We start from the raw sequence: 20,216 nt of genomic DNA, 5'->3' as shown, positions 1-20,216 counted from the left end.
ATCATCAAAACCTAAAAAACCCCCGAAAGTTGGATTGCTATCCAACTTTCGGGGGTTCTTTTTATTCACAGGCCCTATTCAGGCCCGACTTGATCCGGCCTGAGCAGTACGCAATCAGACCAGGCCAAAGTGGCGTTTATAGCGTTCGTCCATGGCCTCCAGATCCAGCAAGACAGGAAAGTCTGCCGTATTGAAATCCGGATCCCAGGCTGGCGCTCCACAAATCGTGGCACCCAGCTTCAGGTAGCCTTTGATCAGCGGCGGGATACGCGCTGGCAAATCGCTGTTCAGTCGTTCAACCGGATAGCGATTCAAAGGCTGCACATGCGGGATATGCTTGTTGTCCTGCATGGACTTTTGGGCCACACGCCAGACCTCGGCGGCTGTGACCCCATCATCGCGCAGGCTGACGCTGGCGCAACCCAGAAGGTAGCGATAACCACCGACACGCGTCAGAGCAGCAATACCGCCCCACAGCATCATGATGGCTGAACCAGTACGATAGTCGGGATGGATGCAGGAACGCCCCACTTCGACCATGCTGGGACGCAGCACATCCAGGGCACTGATATCAAACTCAGATTCCGAATAATAACCACCCGCTTTACTTGCGTTTTCAGGGGTCAGCAAGCGGTAGGTCCCTACAACCCGGTTCTCCCCGGGCTCGGTAACCATGAAATGCTCGCACCAGGGGTCAAAGCGGTCTATATCCAGACCATTATGCTGGTCTGGAAAGACGGCGTTCATTTCCTGGGTGAAAACCTGAAAACGCAAGCGCTGAAGGCATTCGAGTTCTGCCTGGGTACGAGCCAGACGCAAGGCCAAGCCTCCAACAGTATGCCCTGCCCAAGTATTTCCCCAATCCACTTCAGTACGTTCGCGCTCAAGATTTAGCATCGTGATGACTCCAAACACTTTTATGCATCATGCACAAACAATGTTTCAGGTATTTGATAGCCACATTACTATTTCATTAAATCCACTGCAAGCAAGGTATCAATACCGGCTTGAGCCAGATCGGCTTGCTCGGCCTCTACCATCAAGCGCAGCTTGGGTTCAGTCCCCGATGCGCGAATAAGCACCCGGCCACGGTCACCCAACATTTTCTCCACGTCACGGGTTGCCTGTTGCAAACCTGCATGGTTTTTCCAGTCCTGGCCCGGCTGCAACGGCACGTTGACCATAATTTGTGGGTACATCTTCAAGCCTTCCGTCAGTTCTGGCAGGCTTTTACCGCTATGGCACAGGGCGGTCAGCACTTGCAGGGCGGCAATAATGCCGTCGCCTGTCGTGTGCCAATCCAGGCACAGCAGGTGACCCGAGCTTTCACCACCAAAGACCCAGCCTTTTTGCTGCATCAATTCCAGCACGTAGCGATCACCCACTTTGGCACGCGCAAATTCCACGCCCAATTCCTGCATTTTCTTCTCAAAACCCAGGTTGGTCATCAAGGTGCCAACCACGCCTTTGACAGGCTGAGACTGCAGATGATCCGCAACAATTAGATACAATAGTTCGTCGCCATTGTAGATGCGTCCCTGGGCATCAACCATTTGCAGACGGTCCGCATCCCCATCCAGAGCGATACCCAAATCGGCACTGTGCTTGCGCACTTCCTCAGCCAACTTCTCCGGATAGGTCGCACCCACTTCCTGATTGATGTTGAAACCGTCAGGCTGAACACCCACGGCAATGACCTCTGCACCCAGCTCACGGAACACATGTGGGGCAATATTGTAGGCAGCGCCATGAGCCGCATCCACCACGATCTTGAGCCCATTCAGGTTCAGGTCGTTCGGGAAGGCACTCTTGCAAAACTCAATGTAACGACCAGCCGAGTCGGCCAGGCGACGGGCACGGCCCAGGGACTCGGACTTCACCCAATGCATGGGCTGGTCAATGGCCTGCTCAATTTTCAGCTCAATCTCGTCAGGCAGCTTGGTGCCCTGTGCGGAGAAAAACTTGATACCGTTGTCGTAATACGGGTTGTGCGAGGCAGAGATCACGATACCGGCCGTCAGGCGCAAGGTGCGCGTCAGATATGCCACAGCAGGCGTAGGCACAGGGCCAGCCAGCAACACGTCAATCCCCGCAGCCGACAAGCCGGCTTCCAGCGCCGATTCCAGCATATAGCCGGAAATACGGGTGTCCTTGCCAATCACTACGGTAGGACGGCCCGTTCCTTCATATTGGGCAGCCAGAACTTGACCGGCAGCGTACCCTAAGCGCAGGGCGAATTCGGGGTTAATGGTCGGGCCACCTACTTCACCACGGACACCATCGGTGCCGAAATATTTACGATCGCTCATTCAGAGACTCCACATTCAACCGCGTTCCACACATCCAGCGCTTCGCGCGTGGCGGCGACATCATGGACGCGCACAATTTTTGCTCCCCGTGCCACACAGGCAAGGGCTGCCGATAGACTGCCAATCAAACGCTCACTGGCGGGTTTTCCCGTGACATGGCCAATCATAGATTTACGCGACAAACCAATAAGCCAGGGGTAACCGGGCACTGCCGCCTGCTGCAAATCCCGTAGTAACTGATAGTTATGTGCCGCTGTTTTACCGAAGCCAAAACCGGGATCCAGCATGATACGCTCGGATTGAATGCCTGCGCTGACTATGGCCTCACATCGTTGTTGCAAAAAATGACGTACATCAACGACCACGTTGTCATAGTGAACCTGTTCTTGCATGGTTTTGGGCTCGCCTTGCATATGCATGATACACAGGCCGCAATCGGAGTCCTTGACCGCTTCTATGGCGCCGGGCATGCGCAAAGCATAAATGTCATTGATCATGTCCGCGCCGGCCGCCAGGCTGGCACGCATGACGTCGGGCTTGAATGTATCCACCGACAAGGCCACACCACTGTCGCGCAAGCCTTCAATCAGAGGGATAACGCGCTCGAGCTCTTGTTCCAGGGAAACGGGTTCGGCACCAGGGCGAGTCGATTCGCCACCAATGTCCAGAATGTCTGCGCCCTCGGCGATTAACTGACGGGCGTGGTCCAGCGCCCGAGGCAAGTCATTATGAGCATTGCCGTCATAAAAGGAGTCTGGGGTGACATTCACAATCCCCATAACCAAAGGGCGCTCCAGCCCAAACTGGAAGCGCCCACAAGACCACTCAGGGTAATTCATGAAATAGGCTTGGCCTACGTAAGTTAAGCAACTGGCGTTGTCGCCGCGGCACCCTCGTCATCGGCTGGTTTAGGACCAGCGGCTGGCGGCGTAGAACCGTCGGAGGAATTGCTGTCATTGCTGTTGGGCACATGAGGAGCCCGTGGTGGCAAACCTTTCATGATGTCGTCGATCTGGTCGGCATCAATAGTTTCCCACTCCAGCAAGGCCTTGGCCATAGCATGCATCTTGTCGCTATTGTCCTCGATCAGCTTGCGGGCAACGGCGTACTGCTCGTCGATAATCTTGCGAATCTCGGAGTCCACTTTCTGCATGGTGGCTTCGGACACGTGCGTTGTCTTGGTAACGCTGCGGCCCAGAAAGACCTCGCCTTCATTCTCGGCGTAGACAACAGGACCCAGGGAGTCTGTCATGCCGTAGCGAGTCACGATGTCACGAGCAATTTGCGTTGCACGTTCAAAGTCGTTCGATGCGCCTGTGGTCATCTGATTCATGAACACTTCTTCAGCGATACGGCCACCGAACAGAACCGCAATCATATTCAGCAAGCGCTCTTTGTCCATGCTGTAGCGATCGCCTTCGGGCAATTGCATGGTGACACCCAAAGCACGACCACGAGGGATGATAGTGACTTTGTGAACCGGGTCCGTCTTGGGCAGCATGCAAGCTACCAAGGCGTGACCGGCTTCGTGATAAGCAGTGTTGCGACGCTCTTCCTCGGGCATGATCATGGTGCGGCGTTCTGCACCCATGATGATCTTGTCCTTGGCACGCTCAAAGTCTTGCATATCCACAGTGCGACCATTACGGCGCGCGGCGAACAAGGCAGCTTCGTTAACCAGGTTGGCCAGATCAGCGCCAGAGAAACCCGGTGTACCACGAGCCAGCACCACGGCGTCCACGTTGGAGGACAAAGGCACTTTGCGCATATGTACTTTCAAAATCTGCTCGCGACCACGAATGTCAGGCAAGCCAACAACGACTTGACGGTCGAAACGGCCAGGACGCAGCAAAGCGGGATCCAGTACGTCAGGACGGTTGGTAGCAGCAATAACCAATACCCCTTGGCCGGTTTCAAAACCGTCCATTTCGACCAGCAACTGGTTCAGGGTCTGTTCGCGTTCGTCGTTACCACCGCCCAGACCTGCGCCACGCTGACGGCCCACAGCATCGATTTCGTCGATAAAGATGATGCAAGGCGATTGCTTCTTGGCTGTCTCGAACATGTCACGCACACGCGATGCGCCCACACCTACAAACATTTCCACGAAGTCGGAACCGGAAATACTGAAGAAAGGCACTTTGGCCTCGCCTGCAATGGCACGTGCCAGCAAGGTTTTACCAGTACCAGGCGAACCGACCATCAAGATGCCACGCGGGATACGACCACCCAGACGCTGGAAGCGGGTGGGATCACGCAGAAAATCCACCAGCTCCTGCACATCTTCCTTGGCTTCATCGCAGCCAGCCACATCCGCAAAAGTAACAGGATTGGTATTTTCGTCCAGCAAGCGCGCACGCGATTTGCCAAAACTGAATGCCCCACCCTTACCACCACCTTGCATCTGACGCATGAAGAACACCCAAACGCCAATCAAAAGCAGCATGGGGAACCAGGAGATGAACAGACTGGTCAGAAAAGAGGGCTCTTCGCGGGCTTTGCCCGATACCTGCACACCGGATTTCACCAGCTCAGGCACCATCCACAGGTCACCGGGGGACGTCAGCGTGTAGCTGCGGCCAGAGTCCGGCGTGACATGCAGGGTATCGCCCTGAATATCTACCTTGCTGATGCGACCAGAACGGGCATCATTCATGAATTGCGTATAAGTGACGCCATCAGTGGCTGGTGGCCGGCCGTCAAACTGCTTGAAAACAGTAAACAGCACCAGCGCAATAACCATCCAGATCGCGACTTTGGAAAACGAATTGTTCAAAGCCAATCTCCTGCGATTGCGATAACTTGCCAAATACGCTTACACGTACCTGAACAAGCGCCATACATAGTTCATTCTACCCGATTCGAGGGCCAGCAAGTCATAAATTACCTGCCCTTCAAGCCTCGGGCAACGAGAAAGGTTTCGGCGGATTTATCGCGCGAAGCCTTGGGTTTACGCTCGACGACTCTGACAAAATTCTGCTTGAAAGATTCCACGATCTGGGAAAACCCGCTGCCATGGAAGGCTTTGACGATCAGCACACCTTCATCGGTCAGATGCTGCAGGGCAAATTCCTGTGCCAGCTCGCATAAATGCTGGATGCGGGCGGAATCGGCCGATGCCACACCCGACAAGTTGGGGGCCATATCTGAAATCACAAGGTCTACGGCTGCACCCTTCAAGGAATCTTGCAATTGCTCCAGTACCGAGTCCTCGCGAAAATCGCCTTGCATGAACTCTACCCCGGCAATTGGTTCCATTTCCAATATATCCAGTGCGATAATGCGACCATTGAGCACGCCACCGGGGCCGACCATGCGCTCACGTATCAGCTGCGACCAACTGCCCGGTGTAGACCCCAAGTCCACCACCACCTTGCCCTGAACCTGAATCTTCTCAAGATCCAATATTTCACTGAGTTTGAAGGCCGCGCGCGCGCGATACCCCTTTTGTTGCGCCAATTTGACGTAAGGGTCATTTATATGCTGCTGAACCCACTCTTTAGAGAATTTTTTCTTGGCCATTCCCGTACAATCTCTTTATGCCAAAACTCAACCTTACACCTCATGAGCGCAGCGAACTTCGTGCTGCTGCTCACGCTCTGCGCCCAGTTGTCCTGATTGGAGACAATGGCCTGACCGACGCCGTGATCAAAGAGATCACCGTCCACCTGCAGGCCCACCAGCTCATCAAGATCCGTGTGGCCGGTGATGACCGTCAGGCTCGTCTGACCATGTTAGAACAAATCTGCGATGCGCTCGATGCTGCCCCTATTCATCATCTGGGCAAAATCCTGACCATCTACAGACCCAATATTGAACGCCCCCCTGTTTTGGGAGCGCCTGTAGAAAAACCTACCCGTGCGGTGCGCAAACCCTCGGAGCCCTACACGCCCAAGAAACTGGCCGCTTCAGGTGTCCAGCGGACTCGCGGCACAGAGCGTGCCCGCCGTGCAGAAATGAAAGCTGAACGCAGCAGCACCCAGGAGAAAAAAGCCTCGGCCGCACCGCGCAGCGTTCAAAAGTTCTCGACGGGCAAACCGGCTGCTGCGCCTCGTAGCAATACCAACCGTCCTGGCAGTGCCATGTCCTTGCGGGCTGGCGCACGTCGTGGACTGGGTGGTTCGGGCAAACGCTAAACTGCCGTAAATTATAAGGCCCCCGCACGATGTACAGGGGCCTTTCTTTTGCGCGCTTGACGGAGCAGCAGAACAAGTCTGCTGCTCAAGGCAAGATCACACGTAGTTGACCGTCAGAATTTCGTATTCACGAATACCGGCGGGCGCCTTGACCTCGACCACATCCCCTTCTGTCTTGCCAATCAAGGCACGAGCCACAGGACTGGAAATGGAGATCTTGTTGGCGCGAATGTCGGCCTCCACATCGCCGACGATCTGGTAAGTCACGGTATTGCCGGACTCCAGGTCCTCGATCTCGACGGTTGCACCAAACACGATGCGGCCATCAGCTTCCAGCGTGGCCGGTTCGATAATCTGGGCATTGGACAAAGTGCCTTCCAGCTCGGCAATGCGGCCTTCGATAAAGCCCTGACGCTCACGCGCAGCATCGTACTCGGCGTTTTCGGACAAATCGCCTTGTGCTCGCGCCTCGGCGATAGCGTTAATTACATCTGGGCGTTCCACCGTCTTGAGGCGGTGTAATTCAACTTGCAAACGTTGTGCGCCCTGCGCAGTCAATGGGATCGCAGACATAGTATTCCTGCTTAACAAGTAAAAGACGCTCCGTAGCGGGAGCGCCTGGAAGATAGGGGGATAACGATGATGGGACAAACAATCAAACAGGTTGAATCGGCCGACTTGAAAGTCCTGCTGACCCTACAGCGCACATTCAAACACACTGCTCAAGCCAAACCTGCCGGCTGCCCCAATATGGCTTTTCCGACACAGTGAAATTCTGTGGCAGAAAAAAACCCCGCGAAGAACCGGGGTGTGAGAGCTATTGTCGGCAAACTGCCTGAAAATAGCAAGCCCCTGGAACTCCTGTGCATAAAAACAGAAGTCGGCAGGGGCGGCTGTTTACAACAAGCTGCCGCACAGCAACTGGCGAAGGAACAATCCCCTTGTCCAGCCCGAGCCAGCATGGATCAGCATTGGGACGACTACACCATGTTCTGGCGACGGCCTCGCAGCAAAGCGTGCAGCAAAATAGCACCAAAGGTGGCACAACCGATACCATCCAGACGGATAACACCGAACTGCAAGGAGAAGTTACCAGCCCCCAGAATCAAGGTGACGGCCGCGACCAGCAAATTACGGTTGTCGCTGAAATCCACCTGATTCACCACCCAGATACGCGCACCAGCAATGGTAATCAAACCAAATACGACGATGGACATGCCACCGAGCACAGGGCCGGGGATGGACTGGATGACGGCGCCGAACTTGGGCGAGAAGCCCAGGAAAATGGCGATCACCGCCGCAAAGGCAAACACCAGCGTGGAGTAGATGCGGGTAGCGGCCATCACGCCGATATTTTCAGCATAGGTTGTCACACCGGTACCACCTACCGAGCCAGACAGCATGGTGGCCACGCCATCACCCACAAAGGCACGACCCAGATAGCCATCCAGATCCTGGCCGGTCATGGCACTAACCGCCTTGATGTGCCCCAGGTTCTCGGCCACCAGAATAATGGCGACCGGCACAATCACCGTCATGGCGTGGGCCTGGAATACAGGGGCGGAAAAACTGGGTAGCCCCAACCAGGCGGCTTGAGCAACAGGAGCAAAATTGATCGCCGTGCCGTAGCCCATCACATTGGTAAATACCCAATACAGCACGCAGGCCAAAGCCAGACCCACCAGAATCAACAGGCGCTGGGCAAGCCCACGGGTATAGACCGCAATACCACCCACACACAACACAGTCATCAAGGCCATCATGGAATCGAAGGTGCCGCTCCCCATGGCGCCCTTGGCAGCGATGGGTGCCAGATTCAGGCCAATCACCGCCACGATCGATCCGGTGACAACAGGAGGCATCCAGTGGTTGATCAAACGCGCTGCGCCACCCTGAGTACGGGCATTGAATACCCAGACCAGAACACCGATCAAGGTGTAGACCAGACCGCAGATAATAATGGCCCCCAAGGCCACGCCAATATTGGGATTGGGGCCACTGCCGGCATAGCCGGTAACGGCAATCACACCACCGATAAATGCAAAGCTGGAACCCAGGTAGCTGGGAACCCGGCCACCGACAAACACAAAGAAAATCAGCGTACCAATACCGGACATCAAGATGGCCAGATTGGGATCAAAGCCCATCAACAAAGGGGCCAGAATCGTGGAGCCAAACATGGCCACCACGTGCTGAGCACCCATGGCAATGTTTTGCGGCGTGGCCAAACACTCGTCGGGCTGCACGACCGCACCGGGTTCGCTGCCGGATACACGGCGCCAACGCGGAAAGTAAGACTGAGACATAGAGGGTTCCAGAGAAGGAAGAAAGAAATACAGCGCAATTCGTTATACGTTGACCCAGCACACCTGCAAGAGACTGGCCGATTCGTTGAGGCATGATTTTAAACGTGAAAGCCTCAACAAGGCACCTGAAAATAAGGTGGTAAGCGGTAAACCCCAACATAGAGCTGGCAGGTGAACATGCCCAAACGCCTTTGAGCCTCGATGTTCATGTTATATGCGATATATATCCAGCCTACCTGCCTGCGCTTGACTGGCCCATTACAATAGACAATCAGCCTGCCTTTGGCAGTCCGATTCCCTAGCAGAGTGATTACGCCAGCATGAGTACGTCTATTTGTCTGATCCGCCACGGTGAAACCGCCTGGAATGCCGTACGCCGTTTACAAGGCTGGCAGGATATAGAACTGAACGAGACCGGCCGCGAACAGGCCCGTGCCCTGCAAAACTACCTGAGGTCCCCGGCGTTTCGCCTGCCTGTGGACGCCGTCATCAGCAGTGATCTACAACGCGCCTCGGAGACGGCGGCGATTGCCTGTCAGCACTGGGAGATTGAAATTCAGCAAATCCGAGGACTGCGCGAGCGCGGCTTTGGCACACTGGAAGGCCAGGCCTGGGATGCAGTAGGCCGCCATGGCCCGGATCAGCCCGACGATAGCGTCGATATCGACTACGCCGTGGAAGGGGGCGAATCGCTACGCCAGTTTCAGACTCGGGTACTGGGATGTTTTGAAGGACTGGCCCAGGCGCATGCTGGCAAGAGCCTGCTGGTGTTTGCACATGGTGGCGTTATTGATATGGTCTGGCGCAAGCTGAACCAGCAGGCACTCGGTGCCAAGCGTACTCACGCAATTCTGAATACCAGCCTGAATTTCTTCAACATTGATGCAGACTTGAACTGGAGCTGTACCTCGTGGGGCCAGTTGCCACATCTGGACACGGCACTGGACGAGCAAACCTAAGCCATACATCGCCATGATCAGGCTGGTATCCGCAGATCGGATCAGCTGCAGCGTTCGATAAACCAGCCTGAGACTTGTGCGGAGTCCTCTCCGCCTGACTCACCTCATCAGTTCCTGACAGTGTTTCCAGCGCCACGCCCGCAAGCTTTATCCTTACGATAGCGACAGCCCTATACCAAGAAGAGCCACAGGCACTCTTGCGGTTGCGGTTGCGGTTGCGGTTGCGGTTGCGGTTGCGGTTGCGGCCAGAAGCATAGCCACGCTGAAGCGAACAAGGACTTCAAAAATCAGCTACAGGGGCAATGATCAGCTTTTTTTATTAAGTCGCGGCTTGCGCGGTGCCTGACGAGCCAGACGGTCATACAGCCAATTAGGCAAAAGACGCATCAGGCGCGAGACAAGTCCCATCTGCCACGGAATGACTCGATAGGACACGCCCTGCTCGATGGTCTTGCGGGCTTTGCGGGCAAAGTCCTCAGCAGGCATCAAAAACGGCATGGAGTAAGGATTATGCGCCGTCATGGCCGTACGAATATAACCGGGCGTAATGGTGACAACAGAGACACCGTACAGCGACAGCTCTAGCCGCAGGCTCTCGCAATAGGCAATCACCGCCGCCTTGGAACTGCTATAAGCCCCCGCGCCGGGCAAGCCCCGTATACCCGCCACGCTGGCAATACCCACCAACGAGCCCTTGCCCGCCGCTTTCATGGTGCCGATAAAGGGTTCGAAGGTCGCCACCATGGCCAGCAGATTCGTATCCACAATGGCTTTGAAAACCGCGAAATCCTCGGCTTCCTCCGTCAAGGTGCCCGCGCTGATCCCCGCACTGGCAATAACCACATCAATCTTTTGCCCAGTGAACTGTAAAAAGTCCTGAGCGGCCAGATGCAAAGCGTCCCTGTCACGCACATCCGCCACATAAATACGGTGCTCTCCGGGCAAGCTGTCGGCCAGCGCCTGGAGTTCTTCCTGACGTCTCCCCAGCAAACCCAGGCAGGCACCTTGAGCCGCGTACTCCTGGGCCAGCGCTTTACCTAAACCGCTGCTGGCACCCGTAATAAAGACCGTTTGCATCTCTGGCTGCGCCCGATTATTACAGGAAGATCAAGGCAGCAATACCCAGCACCAGCAGCCATTTAAGGATGTAGTACAGGGTTTCGTTCTTTTTCTTGATGGCCTTGCCGAAACGACGTACCGCGTAGACTGTACCAAAAATACGGTTGATACCGCCGGTACGGTCGCCTTCCTGGTTCGGAGCGGCAGCAGCACGCAATAAGAAGCCACCCACGGCGTGGTTTATGGCTTGTGCCCAGCGATAACGCATGGGACGTTCTACGTCCGCAAACAAAATAATACGGTTCTGATCCGTTTTGTTTTCCGCGTAGTGAATAAAGGTTTCATCAAACACCACGGCTTCACCGTCACGCCAGTGATATCTCTGGCCGTCCACTTCGATATAGCAATCCGGGCTATTGGGCGTCATCAAGCCCATATGAAAGCGCAGCGAACCCGCGTAAGGGTCGCGGTGGCGCGGCAAACGGGCACCCGGCGGCAAAGAGGTGAACATCGCTGCCTTGATCGACGGAATATCCTTGAGCAGGCGGGTCGTCACCGGGCACAGCTCACGCGCCGAAGGGTGGTCGGCGTCATACCACTTCAGGTAAAAACGCGTCCAGCCGGTTTTGAAAAAAGAGTTAAAGCCCGCATCGTTGTACTTGTCAGAGGCCTTGATATGGCCTTCACCAAATAGCTGCTCGGCCTCGGCACGGATTTCGTCGCAGTGCTCGAGCAACTTGTTTAGCTCGGGAAAGTGTTTCAAATCCAGATACGGCTCATTGGGCACTGCCGAAAAACCATACATGAAGACGTTCAAAGGGGCCGTGAACGTGGAATGGTCCAGCAACTGGCGGGAAAAGCGGTGCCTGACTCGACCCCTGAAGTGCACAATAACCGTGCACACAATGAACAAGGCAAGAATGAACCATTTCACGACATGATCTCCAAAGAAGAAAACTTCTGCGCTGTGCTGGCCTTGGCCTGCGTGCTGCCCCATGGCCTTGTCTGATACACGAATAAAAAAAGGCGCACCTTAACGGTGCGCCTTTCTGACATGGAGCGACTTAGTGTTTCGCCAGCAGAGCGTGCAGCTCTTGAAGCGCGTAAACCTTCAAGCCATCACCATGACGCAAATACTGCAGGCCTTGTACAGCCGCTACCGCACCAGCAATGGTGGTGTAGTAGGCCAGATTGGCAGCCAGCGCATGTGTACGGATTGTACGCGAATCAACGATCGCGTTGCGACGCTCTTCAACCGTATTGATGACCAAGGAAACCTCGCCGTTCTTGATCATGTCCACAATGTGCGGACGACCTTCGGTAACCTTGTTCACCACTTGAACAGCCAAACCGGCCTGTTCGATGGCGCTGGCAGTACCACGGGTGGCGACAACCTTGAAGCCCAGCGAGATCAGGCCGCGAGCCACTTCCACCGCTTGCGGTTTATCCTGGGCGCGCACACTGATGAAGGCCAGGCCCCCTTCGGGCAGGGTCACGCTGGCAGCCATCTGCGACTTCACAAAGGCTTCAGCAAACGAGGTGCCCACACCCATGACTTCGCCGGTGGACTTCATTTCTGGTCCCAGAATCGTATCCACACCCGGGAACTTCACGAAGGGGAATACAGCCTCTTTCACGCTGTAGTAAGACGGCGTGACTTCTTCGATAATACCCTGCTCGGCCAGAGTCTGACCTGCCATGGCACGAGCGGCAATCTTGGCCAGTTGCAAACCGGTTGCCTTGGACACGAACGGCACGGTACGCGAAGCACGTGGGTTCACCTCCAGCACGTAGACATCGCCGTCCTGAATGGCGAACTGCACGTTCATCAAGCCCTTCACATTCAAAGCCTTGGCCATGAGTGCGGTCTGACGCTTGATTTCAACCACGGTTTCGTCGCTGAGCGAGTAAGGAGGCAAGCTGCAAGCGGAGTCACCGGAGTGAACACCTGCCTGCTCGATGTGCTGCATCACACCGCCCACAAAGACGCGTTCGCCATCGGCCAGGCAGTCCACGTCCACTTCCGTGGCGTTGTTCAGGAAGTGATCCAGCAACACAGGCGAGTCATTGCTGACCTTGACCGCTTCGCGCATGTAGCGCTCCAGGTCTTGCTGTTCGTGCACGATTTCCATGGCACGGCCACCGAGCACGTAGCTTGGGCGCACCACCAGGGGGTAACCAATTTCGGCAGCCAGAGCGATCGCTTCGCCTTCGGTGCGAGCGGTACGGTTTGGCGGCTGACGCAAGCCCAGCTTGTTCAGCAGTTTCTGGAAACGCTCGCGGTCTTCAGCCACGTCAATGGACTCAGGGCTGGTACCGATGATCGGTACACCATTGGCTTCCAGAGCACGTGCCAATTTCAAAGGCGTCTGGCCACCGTACTGAACGATGGTGCCCACTGGTTTTTCGATGTGGACGATTTCCAGGACGTCTTCCAGCGTCAGAGGCTCGAAGTACAGACGGTCGGAGGTGTCGTAGTCGGTCGACACGGTTTCAGGATTGCAGTTGACCATGATGGTTTCGTAACCATCTTCGCGCAATGCCAGCGCAGCGTGCACGCAGCAGTAGTCAAACTCGATACCCTGACCAATACGGTTAGGGCCACCACCCAGAACAATGATCTTCTTCTTGTCCGTAGGATTGGATTCGCACTCTTCCTCGTAGGTCGAGTACATGTAGGCCGTATCGGTGGAGAATTCAGCCGCGCACGTATCCACGCGCTTGTAGACAGGGCGAACATTCAACTGGTGACGCAGCTTGCGCACTTCCGATTCCACGGTATCCAGCAAGAAAGCCAGACGGCGGTCGGAAAATCCACGGCGCTTCAGACCGAACAAGGTGTCACGGTCCAGATCGGCCAGCGTCTTTTGTTCCAGGGCCAGTTCGATGTCCACGATCTCTTTGATCTGGGCCAGGAACCAGGGGTCAATCTTGGTCAGGTTGTGAACTTCGTCCAGGCTCAGACCTTGAGCGAAAGCGTCGCCCACGTACCAAATACGCTCTGGGCCAGGCTCGCCCAACTCGACCTGCAGTTTTTCGCGGTCAGTGGTTTTCTGGTTCAGACCATCCACACCCACTTCCAGACCACGCAGGGCTTTCTGGAAGGATTCCTGGAAAGTGCGGCCAATGGCCATCACTTCCCCCACGGACTTCATCTGGGTGGTCAGACGCGAGTCGGCCTGAGGGAATTTTTCGAAAGCGAAACGTGGCACTTTGGTAACCACGTAGTCGATGGTAGGCTCGAACGAAGCGGGGGTAGCACCGCCGGTAATTTCGTTCAGCAGCTCGTCCAGGGTGTAACCCACGGCCAGACGCGCAGCGATCTTGGCGATAGGGAAACCCGTAGCTTTGGAAGCCAGCGCCGAGGAACGGGACACACGTGGGTTCATTTCAATAACGATCATGCGACCGTTATCGGGGTTCACTGCGAACTGCACGTTCGACCCACCCGTATCCACACCGATTTCGCGCAGTACGGCGATCGATGCATTACGCATGATCTGGTATTCGCGGTCGGTCAGGGTTTGGGCAGGAGCCACGGTGATGGAGTCACCGGTGTGCACACCCATGGGGTCCAGATTCTCAATGGAGCACACAATGATGCAGTTGTCGGCGCGGTCACGCACCACTTCCATTTCAAACTCTTTCCAGCCCAGCAGGGATTCTTCAATCAGCAGCTCGTTGGTGGGCGATGCTTCCAGACCACGGCGGCAGATCGTTTCAAACTCTTCCGGGTTGTAGGCAATACCACCACCCGTACCGCCCAGCGTAAAGCTGGGACGAATAACGACGGGGAAACCGGCTGTGCCGATTTCTTCAGCAATACGCTTTTGAACCGCCCAGGCCTCGTCCATGGAGTGAGCCACGCCGGACTTGGCGGACTCCAGACCAATGGAGGTCATGGCGTCTTTGAACTTCAGGCGGTCTTCAGCTTTTTCGATAGCGGCAGCATTAGCACCGATCAGCTCAACACCATATTTTTCCAGCACGCCATGCTTGGCCAGATCCAAAGCGCAGTTCAGCGCCGTTTGGCCGCCCATGGTGGGCAAGAGCGCATCAGGACGCTCTTTTTCAATGATCTTCTCGACAGCTTGCCAGGTGATGGGCTCGATGTAGGTGACATCAGCCGTATCTGGGTCCGTCATGATGGTGGCCGGGTTGCTGTTGACCAGCACAGTCCGGTAACCCTCGGCCTTCAGGGCTTTACATGCCTGGGCTCCCGAGTAGTCGAATTCGCAAGCCTGACCAATGATGATCGGGCCGGCGCCAATGATAAGAATGCTTTTTAAGTCTGAACGCTTTGGCATAGTGCGGTTTATTTATTGGCCTGGTGAGCAGCCATCAGGCTGATGAATTTGTCGAACAGCGAGGCAATATCGCGCGGGCCGGGAGTCGCTTCAGGGTGACCCTGGAAGCAAAACGCGGGGCGATCTGTCAACTCGAAGCCTTGCAGGCTCTGGTCGAACAAAGAAATGTGCGTGACCTTGGCATTGGCTGGCAAGGTGGCGGCATCGACCGCAAAGCCGTGATTCTGGCTGGTGATGAACACGCGGCCACTAGCCAGTTCCTGCACAGGATGGTTGGCACCGTGGTGACCGTTTTTCATCTTCAAGGTCTGTGCACCAACAGCCAGGCCCATGATCTGATGCCCCAGGCAAATACCAAACACAGGCAGCTTGCGCTCCAGCAAGCCCTTGCAGGCTTCGATGGCGTAATCGCAAGGCTCTGGATCGCCAGGGCCGTTGGACAGGAACACACCATCGGGCTCGTAAGCCAGCACATCGGCCAGTGGCGTTTGCGCCGGCACGACGGTCACTTTGCAGCCACGGTCTGCCATCAAACGCAAGATGTTGGCTTTTACGCCAAAGTCGTAGGCCACCACGTGGAAGCGGTCTGTTGCAGGCTTCCCAAAGCCTTGGCCCAGTTCCCACGAACCTTCGGTCCAATTGTAGGTTTGGTCGGTGGTAACCACTTTGGCCAGATCCTGACCTTTCAGGCCAGGGAAAGAGCGGGCCAGTTCCAGTGCTCGTTCGGCATCATCACCCACCAGAATGCAAGCACCCATGGAGCCTTTCTCACGCAAAATGCGAGTCAGCTTGCGGGTGTCGATACCGGAGATAGCCACAACGCCCTGATCTTTCAGGTAGTCGGGCAAGGACTGGGTGGAGCGGAAGTTGGACAGGCGGGCGGGACAATCGCGAATGACAAGCCCGGCAGCGTGGGCCTTGTTGGATTCGGAGTCCTCTGGATTGACACCGGTATTACCGATGTGCGGATAGGTAAGCGTAACAATTTGACCGCTGTAGCTTGGGTCTGTCAGGATTTCCTGATAGCCCGTCATGGCTGTATTGAAAACGATCTCAGCAACACAGTGCCCCTCGGCACCGATTGATACCCCTTTGAATAGGGTTCCATCCGCCAGGGCTAGGACGGCACTAGTGATAGTGCGGGACTCCTCAGGAAATAAAGACGGCAGCACGTTAAAAACCCCGGATTCTGAAATTAATATTAAACCTTCTAATTATATGCTCAAACGAGGTTTTTCCGGTAGTTTATCGGTAGTAACACTGAAACCAGGCACGAAAACTTGGAAAATCGACTACAGTAATCGATTGGTTTGATGGCTTTGCGATGGACTAGTAACAGACATGACTACTCAGCTTGACTCTCTGCGCCAGTGCACAACCGTAGTGGCCGACACAGGCGATTTTGAAGCGATGCGCGCGTATCGCCCTACCGATGCAACAACCAATCCTTCCCTGATTTTAAAGGCTGTCCAGCAGGCGGCCTATCGGCCTTTGCTTGACCGTGTCATCACCGACCACCCTCATGCCAGCCTGGCTGAAACCAGCGATCTGCTGCTGGTCGCCTTTGGTCGACAAATTCTGGATATTGTGCCGGGCCGCGTCTCTACCGAAGTCGATGCCCGCCTGTCCTTTGATGCCCTGGCCAGCGTCGAGCGCGCCCGCCATATCATCCAGCATTACGAAAAAGCCGGTATCGCCCGCGAACGCGTGCTGATCAAACTAGCCAGCACCTGGGAAGGCATCCAAGCTGCCCGTACATTGCAGGCCGAAGGCATTAACTGCAACCTGACCCTCTTGTTCTGCCTGCCGCAAGCCATTGCCTGCGCCCAGGCCAAAGTCACCCTGATCTCGCCCTTTGTGGGCCGCATCTACGACTGGTTCAAGAAAACTGCCGGCCAGGAATGGGACGAGAGCGCCAACCAAGGCGAAAACGACCCCGGTGTGCGCTCGGTACGCAGCATTTACGAATACTACAAAACCTATGACATCCCCACAGAGATTATGGGTGCCAGCTTTCGCAATGTCGGCCAGATCAAGGCGCTGGCCGGTTGCGATCTACTGACCATCAGCCCCGAACTGCTGGGCCAGTTGGATGCAGCCCAAGGCGAGGTCCCGGCCATGCTGGATGTGGCACGTGCCAAGGCGGTTGCCCCTGAATGGCGTGCCAGCAACGAAATCACCTTCCGCACCGACCTGAACCAGGACGCGATGGCCACTGAAAAGCTGGCCGAAGGCATCCGTCAGTTCACCGCGGACGGTATCAAACTGGATGCCCTGATTCAACAGGCGCGCCAGCAGGCCTGACAAGCCGCCAGGTCCGATTCAGTAAAACAGGCCGCCTATCTTGCGGCCTGTTTTACTATCTATTAAGCATCTAATCGTTTGCTGGCCTTCTCTTTGCTGGGAATGAACGGACAAAAAAAACCGGCTCCTGTTTCAGGAGCCGGTTTTCTTAACACTTGAGCCAAGCAGCAATCAGAGCTTTTCCGTACCGCCACCTTGTGGCCGCCAAGCCAGCAGGCGGTCTTCAAACACACTGACCAGACCGTCCAGGATCAGCGCAAAGACGGTCAGCACCACAATACCGGCGAACACCGTATTCACATCCAGCGTGCCCTCTGCCTGCAGGATCAGATAACCGACCCCACTGGCTGAGCCCAGGTATTCACCCACCACGGCACCCACAAAGGCCAGACCGACCGAGGTGTGCAAGCTGGAAAATACCCAGCTAGTGGCCGAAGGAATGTAGACATGGCGCAGCAGTTGACGACGGCTGGCACCCAGCATGCGGGCATTGTCCAGCAGTGTGGTGCTGACTTCACGCACACCTTGGTACACGTTGAAGAACACGATAAAGAACACCAGCGTCACCGCCAGAGCTACTTTGGACCAGATACCCAGACCGAACCACATGCCAAAAATCGGCGCCAGAATGACGCGCGGCATGGAGTTGGCAGCGGTCAGATACGGGTCCAGCAAGGCCGCCGCACGGGGCGAGAGCCCCAGCCACAGACCGCAAGCCAGACCAGCAATCGTACCAATGGCAAAAGCCAGCAGGGTTTCGCTCAAGGTCACGCCCAGGTGCAGGTAAATATCACCGTTGGTGACAAACCAGGCCCAGATCACCTTGACCACTTCCAGTGGCTGCCCAAAGAAGAAGGCCACTTTGGGGTCCAGCGTGAAAAAATGCCAGGCGGCCAGAATGACGATGAGCAGCGAGATTTGCCAGCCGCGCAGGGCCAGCTTGGATTGAGTAATAGATTTAGACATATCAGGCACGCTTTTGCTGGGCATAACCCTTCAGGACCTCATCACGCAAGACGGCCCAGATTGCCGCATGCAATTCGACAAAACGGGGGTCGTTGCGCACTTCGGCCACGTCACGAGGGCGTGGAAGATCGACATGAAATTCGCCGATGGGATGCGTGCCCGGCCCAGCCGACAAAACCACCACCCGATCGCTCATGGCAATGGCTTCGTCCAGGTCGTGAGTAATGAACAGCACGGCTTTACGCTGTGCCATCCAGATCTCCAGCACTTCGTTTTCCATCAATTGACGGGTCTGAATGTCCAGCGCCGAGAACGGCTCGTCCATCAGAATGATGTCGGGATCACGGATCAGGGTCTGGGCCAGCATGACGCGTTTGCGCATGCCACCCGACATTTGATGCGGATAACGATCCTCGAAACCACCCAGCCCAACTCGCTTGAGCCACTCCTGGGCACGGGCGCGAGCCTGATCCTGCGGGACACCGGCAAACTCCAGACCGGCCATCACGTTGGATTCGGCACTGCGCCAGGGCATCAGTGCTTCGCCCTGGAACATGTAGCCAGCACGCTCGTTCACCCCTTGCAGGGGTTTGCCAAACACTCGGACTTCGCCCGACGAAGGGCTCAGCAAGCCCGCCCCTACGTTCAGGAGCGTGGACTTGCCGCAGCCCGTTGGGCCTACAACCGACACAAACTCGCCTGGAGCAATACTCAGGCTGGCGTCACGAACCGCTGTGTACGTACCTTTGCCATCCCGGGAGGCAAAAACACAGCTGATGTTATCTAAAGAAAGTGCTGCCTCAGACATTGGGGTACTTCTTGTTGGCATTGTCAGCAAATTCATTGGTGTAGATTTTGCTGATATCAATCTTGGATGCGTCCAGATTCGGCACAAAAGCGGCCAGTGCATTCAAGGCGGTAGCAGGGCCATCAGCATCTACCAAGCCGTTGGGCGAGAGTGCTTCTTTGTTGGCATCCAGACATTGCTTGTACAGTTCCACGTCACCGAGCAGATAGGTTGCGGGCACGGTCTTGGCAATGGTTTCGGCATCATTGGCCTGAATCCATTTGTCGGCGCGCACGATGGCGTTGGCCAGAGCCTGAGCCGTGTTCGGGTTCTGGGTGATGAAATCTTCAGAAGCGTACAAGCAGGCCGAAGGCATATTGCCACCAAAAATAGCCTTGGTATCGGCAAGGGTACGAGTGTCAGCAATAACACGCACTTCGTTTTCTTTAAGCAAGGTGCCGATCACCGGATCCAGATTGGCCATGGCATCAATCTGGCCCGTACGCATGGCAGTGACGGCACCGGCGCCCGCGCCTACACCGATAAAGGCCACATCCGACGGTTTCAGACCGTTTTGCTCCAGATAAAAGTTGACCATCATATTGGTCGAGGAGCCCGGTGCGGTCACACCGATTTTCTTGCCTTTCAGATCGGCTGGCGACGTATAGCCAGCCATCGTCTTGTTGGACACCGCCAACACAATAGCCGGCGCACGCCCCTGCTGCACAAAGGCGCGGTACATCTGCCCTTTGGACTGCAAGTTGATGGTGTGTTCAAAGGCGCCCGACACCACATCGGCACTACCGCCGACGACGGCTTGCAAAGCTTTGGAGCCACCAGCAAAGTCCGCCACTTTGACCTTGAGACCTTCGTCTTCAAAATAACCATTGATCTCGGCAATGGACAATGGCAGATAGTAGATCAGCGCCTTGCCACCGACGGCAATGGTCAGATTTTTTTTCTCGATTTCTTGCGCACGGCCCAGCGATGGCAATGACAGCGCCAAACCCGATGCTCCAACCAGTTTGAGCGCATGACGACGAGTCAGTTTCATGGCAATCCCCTTCTTGTTGTTGGTCATTA

At 55.7% G+C, this 20,216-nt stretch carries 17 protein-coding genes; 3 read left to right on the top strand and 14 right to left on the bottom strand.

Annotation, left to right across the window (positions count from 1 at the left end):
* Window positions 1-114: 114 nt before the first annotated feature.
* The 5 genes from OKX01_RS04435 to OKX01_RS04415 all read right to left on the bottom strand — a co-directional run bounded on the left by OKX01_RS04435 (window position 115) and on the right by OKX01_RS04415 (window position 5,831).
* A complete protein-coding gene (locus OKX01_RS04435; protein WP_094195838.1) occupies window positions 115-897 on the bottom strand; it encodes a GNAT family N-acetyltransferase in 783 nt (260 codons plus the stop codon).
* Window positions 898-965: 68 nt separating this feature from the next.
* Window positions 966-2,309 carry a phosphoglucosamine mutase gene (glmM, locus tag OKX01_RS04430; protein WP_108727992.1) on the bottom strand — a complete coding sequence of 448 codons (1,344 nt, stop codon included), beginning with the start codon at window positions 2,307-2,309 and terminating at the stop codon, window positions 966-968.
* Window positions 2,306-3,148, bottom strand: a complete 843-nt coding sequence (gene folP, locus OKX01_RS04425; protein ID WP_162496907.1) for a dihydropteroate synthase — start codon at window positions 3,146-3,148, stop codon at window positions 2,306-2,308. Before folP ends, glmM begins: the two co-directional genes overlap by 4 nt.
* 23 nt (window positions 3,149-3,171) lie before the next feature.
* Window positions 3,172-5,085, bottom strand: coding sequence for an ATP-dependent zinc metalloprotease FtsH (gene ftsH, locus OKX01_RS04420; RefSeq protein WP_319802197.1), 1,914 nt, complete (start codon window positions 5,083-5,085; stop codon window positions 3,172-3,174).
* Window positions 5,086-5,192: 107 nt separating this feature from the next.
* Complete coding sequence (locus OKX01_RS04415) at window positions 5,193-5,831, bottom strand: RlmE family RNA methyltransferase (protein ID WP_094195835.1); 639 nt, start codon at window positions 5,829-5,831, stop codon at window positions 5,193-5,195.
* Between the two features lie 17 nt (window positions 5,832-5,848).
* On the opposite strand from OKX01_RS04415, the gene OKX01_RS04410 reads away from it, so the two are divergent.
* The gene (locus OKX01_RS04410) at window positions 5,849-6,445 is read left to right on the top strand and encodes a YhbY family RNA-binding protein (protein ID WP_094195834.1); all 597 of its coding nucleotides are present in this window, start codon (window positions 5,849-5,851) and stop codon (window positions 6,443-6,445) included.
* Between the two features lie 96 nt (window positions 6,446-6,541).
* Here the strand turns inward: OKX01_RS04410 and greA are convergent, their stop codons facing one another.
* Complete coding sequence (gene greA, locus OKX01_RS04405; protein WP_094195833.1) at window positions 6,542-7,018, bottom strand: transcription elongation factor GreA; 477 nt, start codon at window positions 7,016-7,018, stop codon at window positions 6,542-6,544.
* A 407-nt stretch (window positions 7,019-7,425) separates the two neighbouring features.
* Window positions 7,426-8,751, bottom strand: coding sequence for a solute carrier family 23 protein (locus OKX01_RS04400; RefSeq protein ID WP_094195832.1), 1,326 nt, complete (start codon window positions 8,749-8,751; stop codon window positions 7,426-7,428).
* 320 nt (window positions 8,752-9,071) lie between these two features.
* On the opposite strand from OKX01_RS04400, the gene OKX01_RS04395 reads away from it, so the two are divergent.
* Window positions 9,072-9,710 carry a histidine phosphatase family protein gene (locus OKX01_RS04395; protein WP_094195831.1) on the top strand — a complete coding sequence of 213 codons (639 nt, stop codon included), beginning with the start codon at window positions 9,072-9,074 and terminating at the stop codon, window positions 9,708-9,710.
* A 306-nt stretch (window positions 9,711-10,016) separates the two neighbouring features.
* Here OKX01_RS04395 and OKX01_RS04390 read toward each other — a convergent pair whose 3' ends face one another.
* From OKX01_RS04390 to carA, 4 genes are all read right to left on the bottom strand, one after another.
* Entirely contained in the window at window positions 10,017-10,787 is a 771-nt protein-coding gene (locus OKX01_RS04390) for an SDR family oxidoreductase (protein WP_249461297.1), read from the bottom strand.
* A 19-nt stretch (window positions 10,788-10,806) separates the two neighbouring features.
* Window positions 10,807-11,703, bottom strand: coding sequence for a lipid A hydroxylase LpxO (gene lpxO / locus OKX01_RS04385; protein ID WP_108728747.1), 897 nt, complete (start codon window positions 11,701-11,703; stop codon window positions 10,807-10,809).
* Between the two features lie 130 nt (window positions 11,704-11,833).
* Window positions 11,834-15,076, bottom strand: coding sequence for a carbamoyl-phosphate synthase large subunit (carB, locus tag OKX01_RS04380; protein ID WP_264672531.1), 3,243 nt, complete (start codon window positions 15,074-15,076; stop codon window positions 11,834-11,836).
* Between the two features lie 8 nt (window positions 15,077-15,084).
* Window positions 15,085-16,248 carry a glutamine-hydrolyzing carbamoyl-phosphate synthase small subunit gene (carA, locus tag OKX01_RS04375; RefSeq protein WP_162496908.1) on the bottom strand — a complete coding sequence of 388 codons (1,164 nt, stop codon included), beginning with the start codon at window positions 16,246-16,248 and terminating at the stop codon, window positions 15,085-15,087.
* 169 nt (window positions 16,249-16,417) lie between these two features.
* On the opposite strand from carA, the gene tal reads away from it, so the two are divergent.
* Window positions 16,418-17,380, top strand: a complete 963-nt coding sequence (tal, locus tag OKX01_RS04370; protein WP_125277006.1) for a transaldolase — start codon at window positions 16,418-16,420, stop codon at window positions 17,378-17,380.
* 171 nt (window positions 17,381-17,551) lie between these two features.
* On the opposite strand, the gene OKX01_RS04365 is transcribed toward tal, so the two are convergent.
* The 3 genes from OKX01_RS04365 to OKX01_RS04355 are packed head-to-tail and all read right to left on the bottom strand — an operon-like array spanning window position 17,552 to window position 20,187.
* Window positions 17,552-18,346: an ABC transporter permease gene (locus OKX01_RS04365; RefSeq protein ID WP_094198271.1), complete on the bottom strand. Its 795-nt coding sequence runs from the start codon at window positions 18,344-18,346 to the stop codon at window positions 17,552-17,554.
* 1 nt (window position 18,347) lies between these two features.
* A complete protein-coding gene (locus tag OKX01_RS04360) occupies window positions 18,348-19,154 on the bottom strand; it encodes an ABC transporter ATP-binding protein (RefSeq protein WP_094195827.1) in 807 nt (268 codons plus the stop codon).
* Window positions 19,147-20,187, bottom strand: a complete 1,041-nt coding sequence (locus OKX01_RS04355) for an ABC transporter substrate-binding protein (protein WP_094198270.1) — start codon at window positions 20,185-20,187, stop codon at window positions 19,147-19,149. The genes OKX01_RS04360 and OKX01_RS04355 overlap by 8 nt, the downstream gene beginning before the upstream one ends.
* Between the last annotated feature and the right edge of the window lie 29 nt (window positions 20,188-20,216).

It is taken from the genome of Alcaligenes sp. SMD-FA (genome assembly GCF_025960365.1).
Classification (GTDB): domain Bacteria; phylum Pseudomonadota; class Gammaproteobacteria; order Burkholderiales; family Burkholderiaceae_B; genus Alcaligenes; species Alcaligenes aquatilis.
The sequence above is the reverse complement of the archived record's forward strand: the minus strand, read 5'-3'. Positions and strand labels throughout refer to the sequence as shown.

Bases quoted from the DNA above. Each gene is read 5' to 3' on its own strand.
- OKX01_RS04355 (WP_094198270.1), bottom strand. From the start codon at position 20,187: ATGAAACTGACTCGTCGTCATGCGCTCAAACTGGTTGGAGCATCGGGT.
- OKX01_RS04400 (WP_094195832.1), bottom strand. From the start codon at position 8,751: ATGTCTCAGTCTTACTTTCCGCGTTGGCGCCGTGTATCCGGCAGCGAA.
- greA (WP_094195833.1), bottom strand. From the start codon at position 7,018: ATGTCTGCGATCCCATTGACTGCGCAGGGCGCACAACGTTTGCAAGTT.
- tal (WP_125277006.1), top strand. From the start codon at position 16,418: ATGACTACTCAGCTTGACTCTCTGCGCCAGTGCACAACCGTAGTGGCC.
- OKX01_RS04415 (WP_094195835.1), bottom strand. From the start codon at position 5,831: ATGGCCAAGAAAAAATTCTCTAAAGAGTGGGTTCAGCAGCATATAAAT.
- folP (WP_162496907.1), bottom strand. From the start codon at position 3,148: ATGAATTACCCTGAGTGGTCTTGTGGGCGCTTCCAGTTTGGGCTGGAG.
- OKX01_RS04360 (WP_094195827.1), bottom strand. From the start codon at position 19,154: ATGTCTGAGGCAGCACTTTCTTTAGATAACATCAGCTGTGTTTTTGCC.
- OKX01_RS04365 (WP_094198271.1), bottom strand. From the start codon at position 18,346: ATGTCTAAATCTATTACTCAATCCAAGCTGGCCCTGCGCGGCTGGCAA.
- OKX01_RS04395 (WP_094195831.1), top strand. From the start codon at position 9,072: ATGAGTACGTCTATTTGTCTGATCCGCCACGGTGAAACCGCCTGGAAT.
- carB (WP_264672531.1), bottom strand. From the start codon at position 15,076: ATGCCAAAGCGTTCAGACTTAAAAAGCATTCTTATCATTGGCGCCGGC.
- OKX01_RS04435 (WP_094195838.1), bottom strand. From the start codon at position 897: ATGCTAAATCTTGAGCGCGAACGTACTGAAGTGGATTGGGGAAATACT.
- glmM (WP_108727992.1), bottom strand. From the start codon at position 2,309: ATGAGCGATCGTAAATATTTCGGCACCGATGGTGTCCGTGGTGAAGTA.
- OKX01_RS04390 (WP_249461297.1), bottom strand. From the start codon at position 10,787: ATGCAAACGGTCTTTATTACGGGTGCCAGCAGCGGTTTAGGTAAAGCG.
- OKX01_RS04410 (WP_094195834.1), top strand. From the start codon at position 5,849: ATGCCAAAACTCAACCTTACACCTCATGAGCGCAGCGAACTTCGTGCT.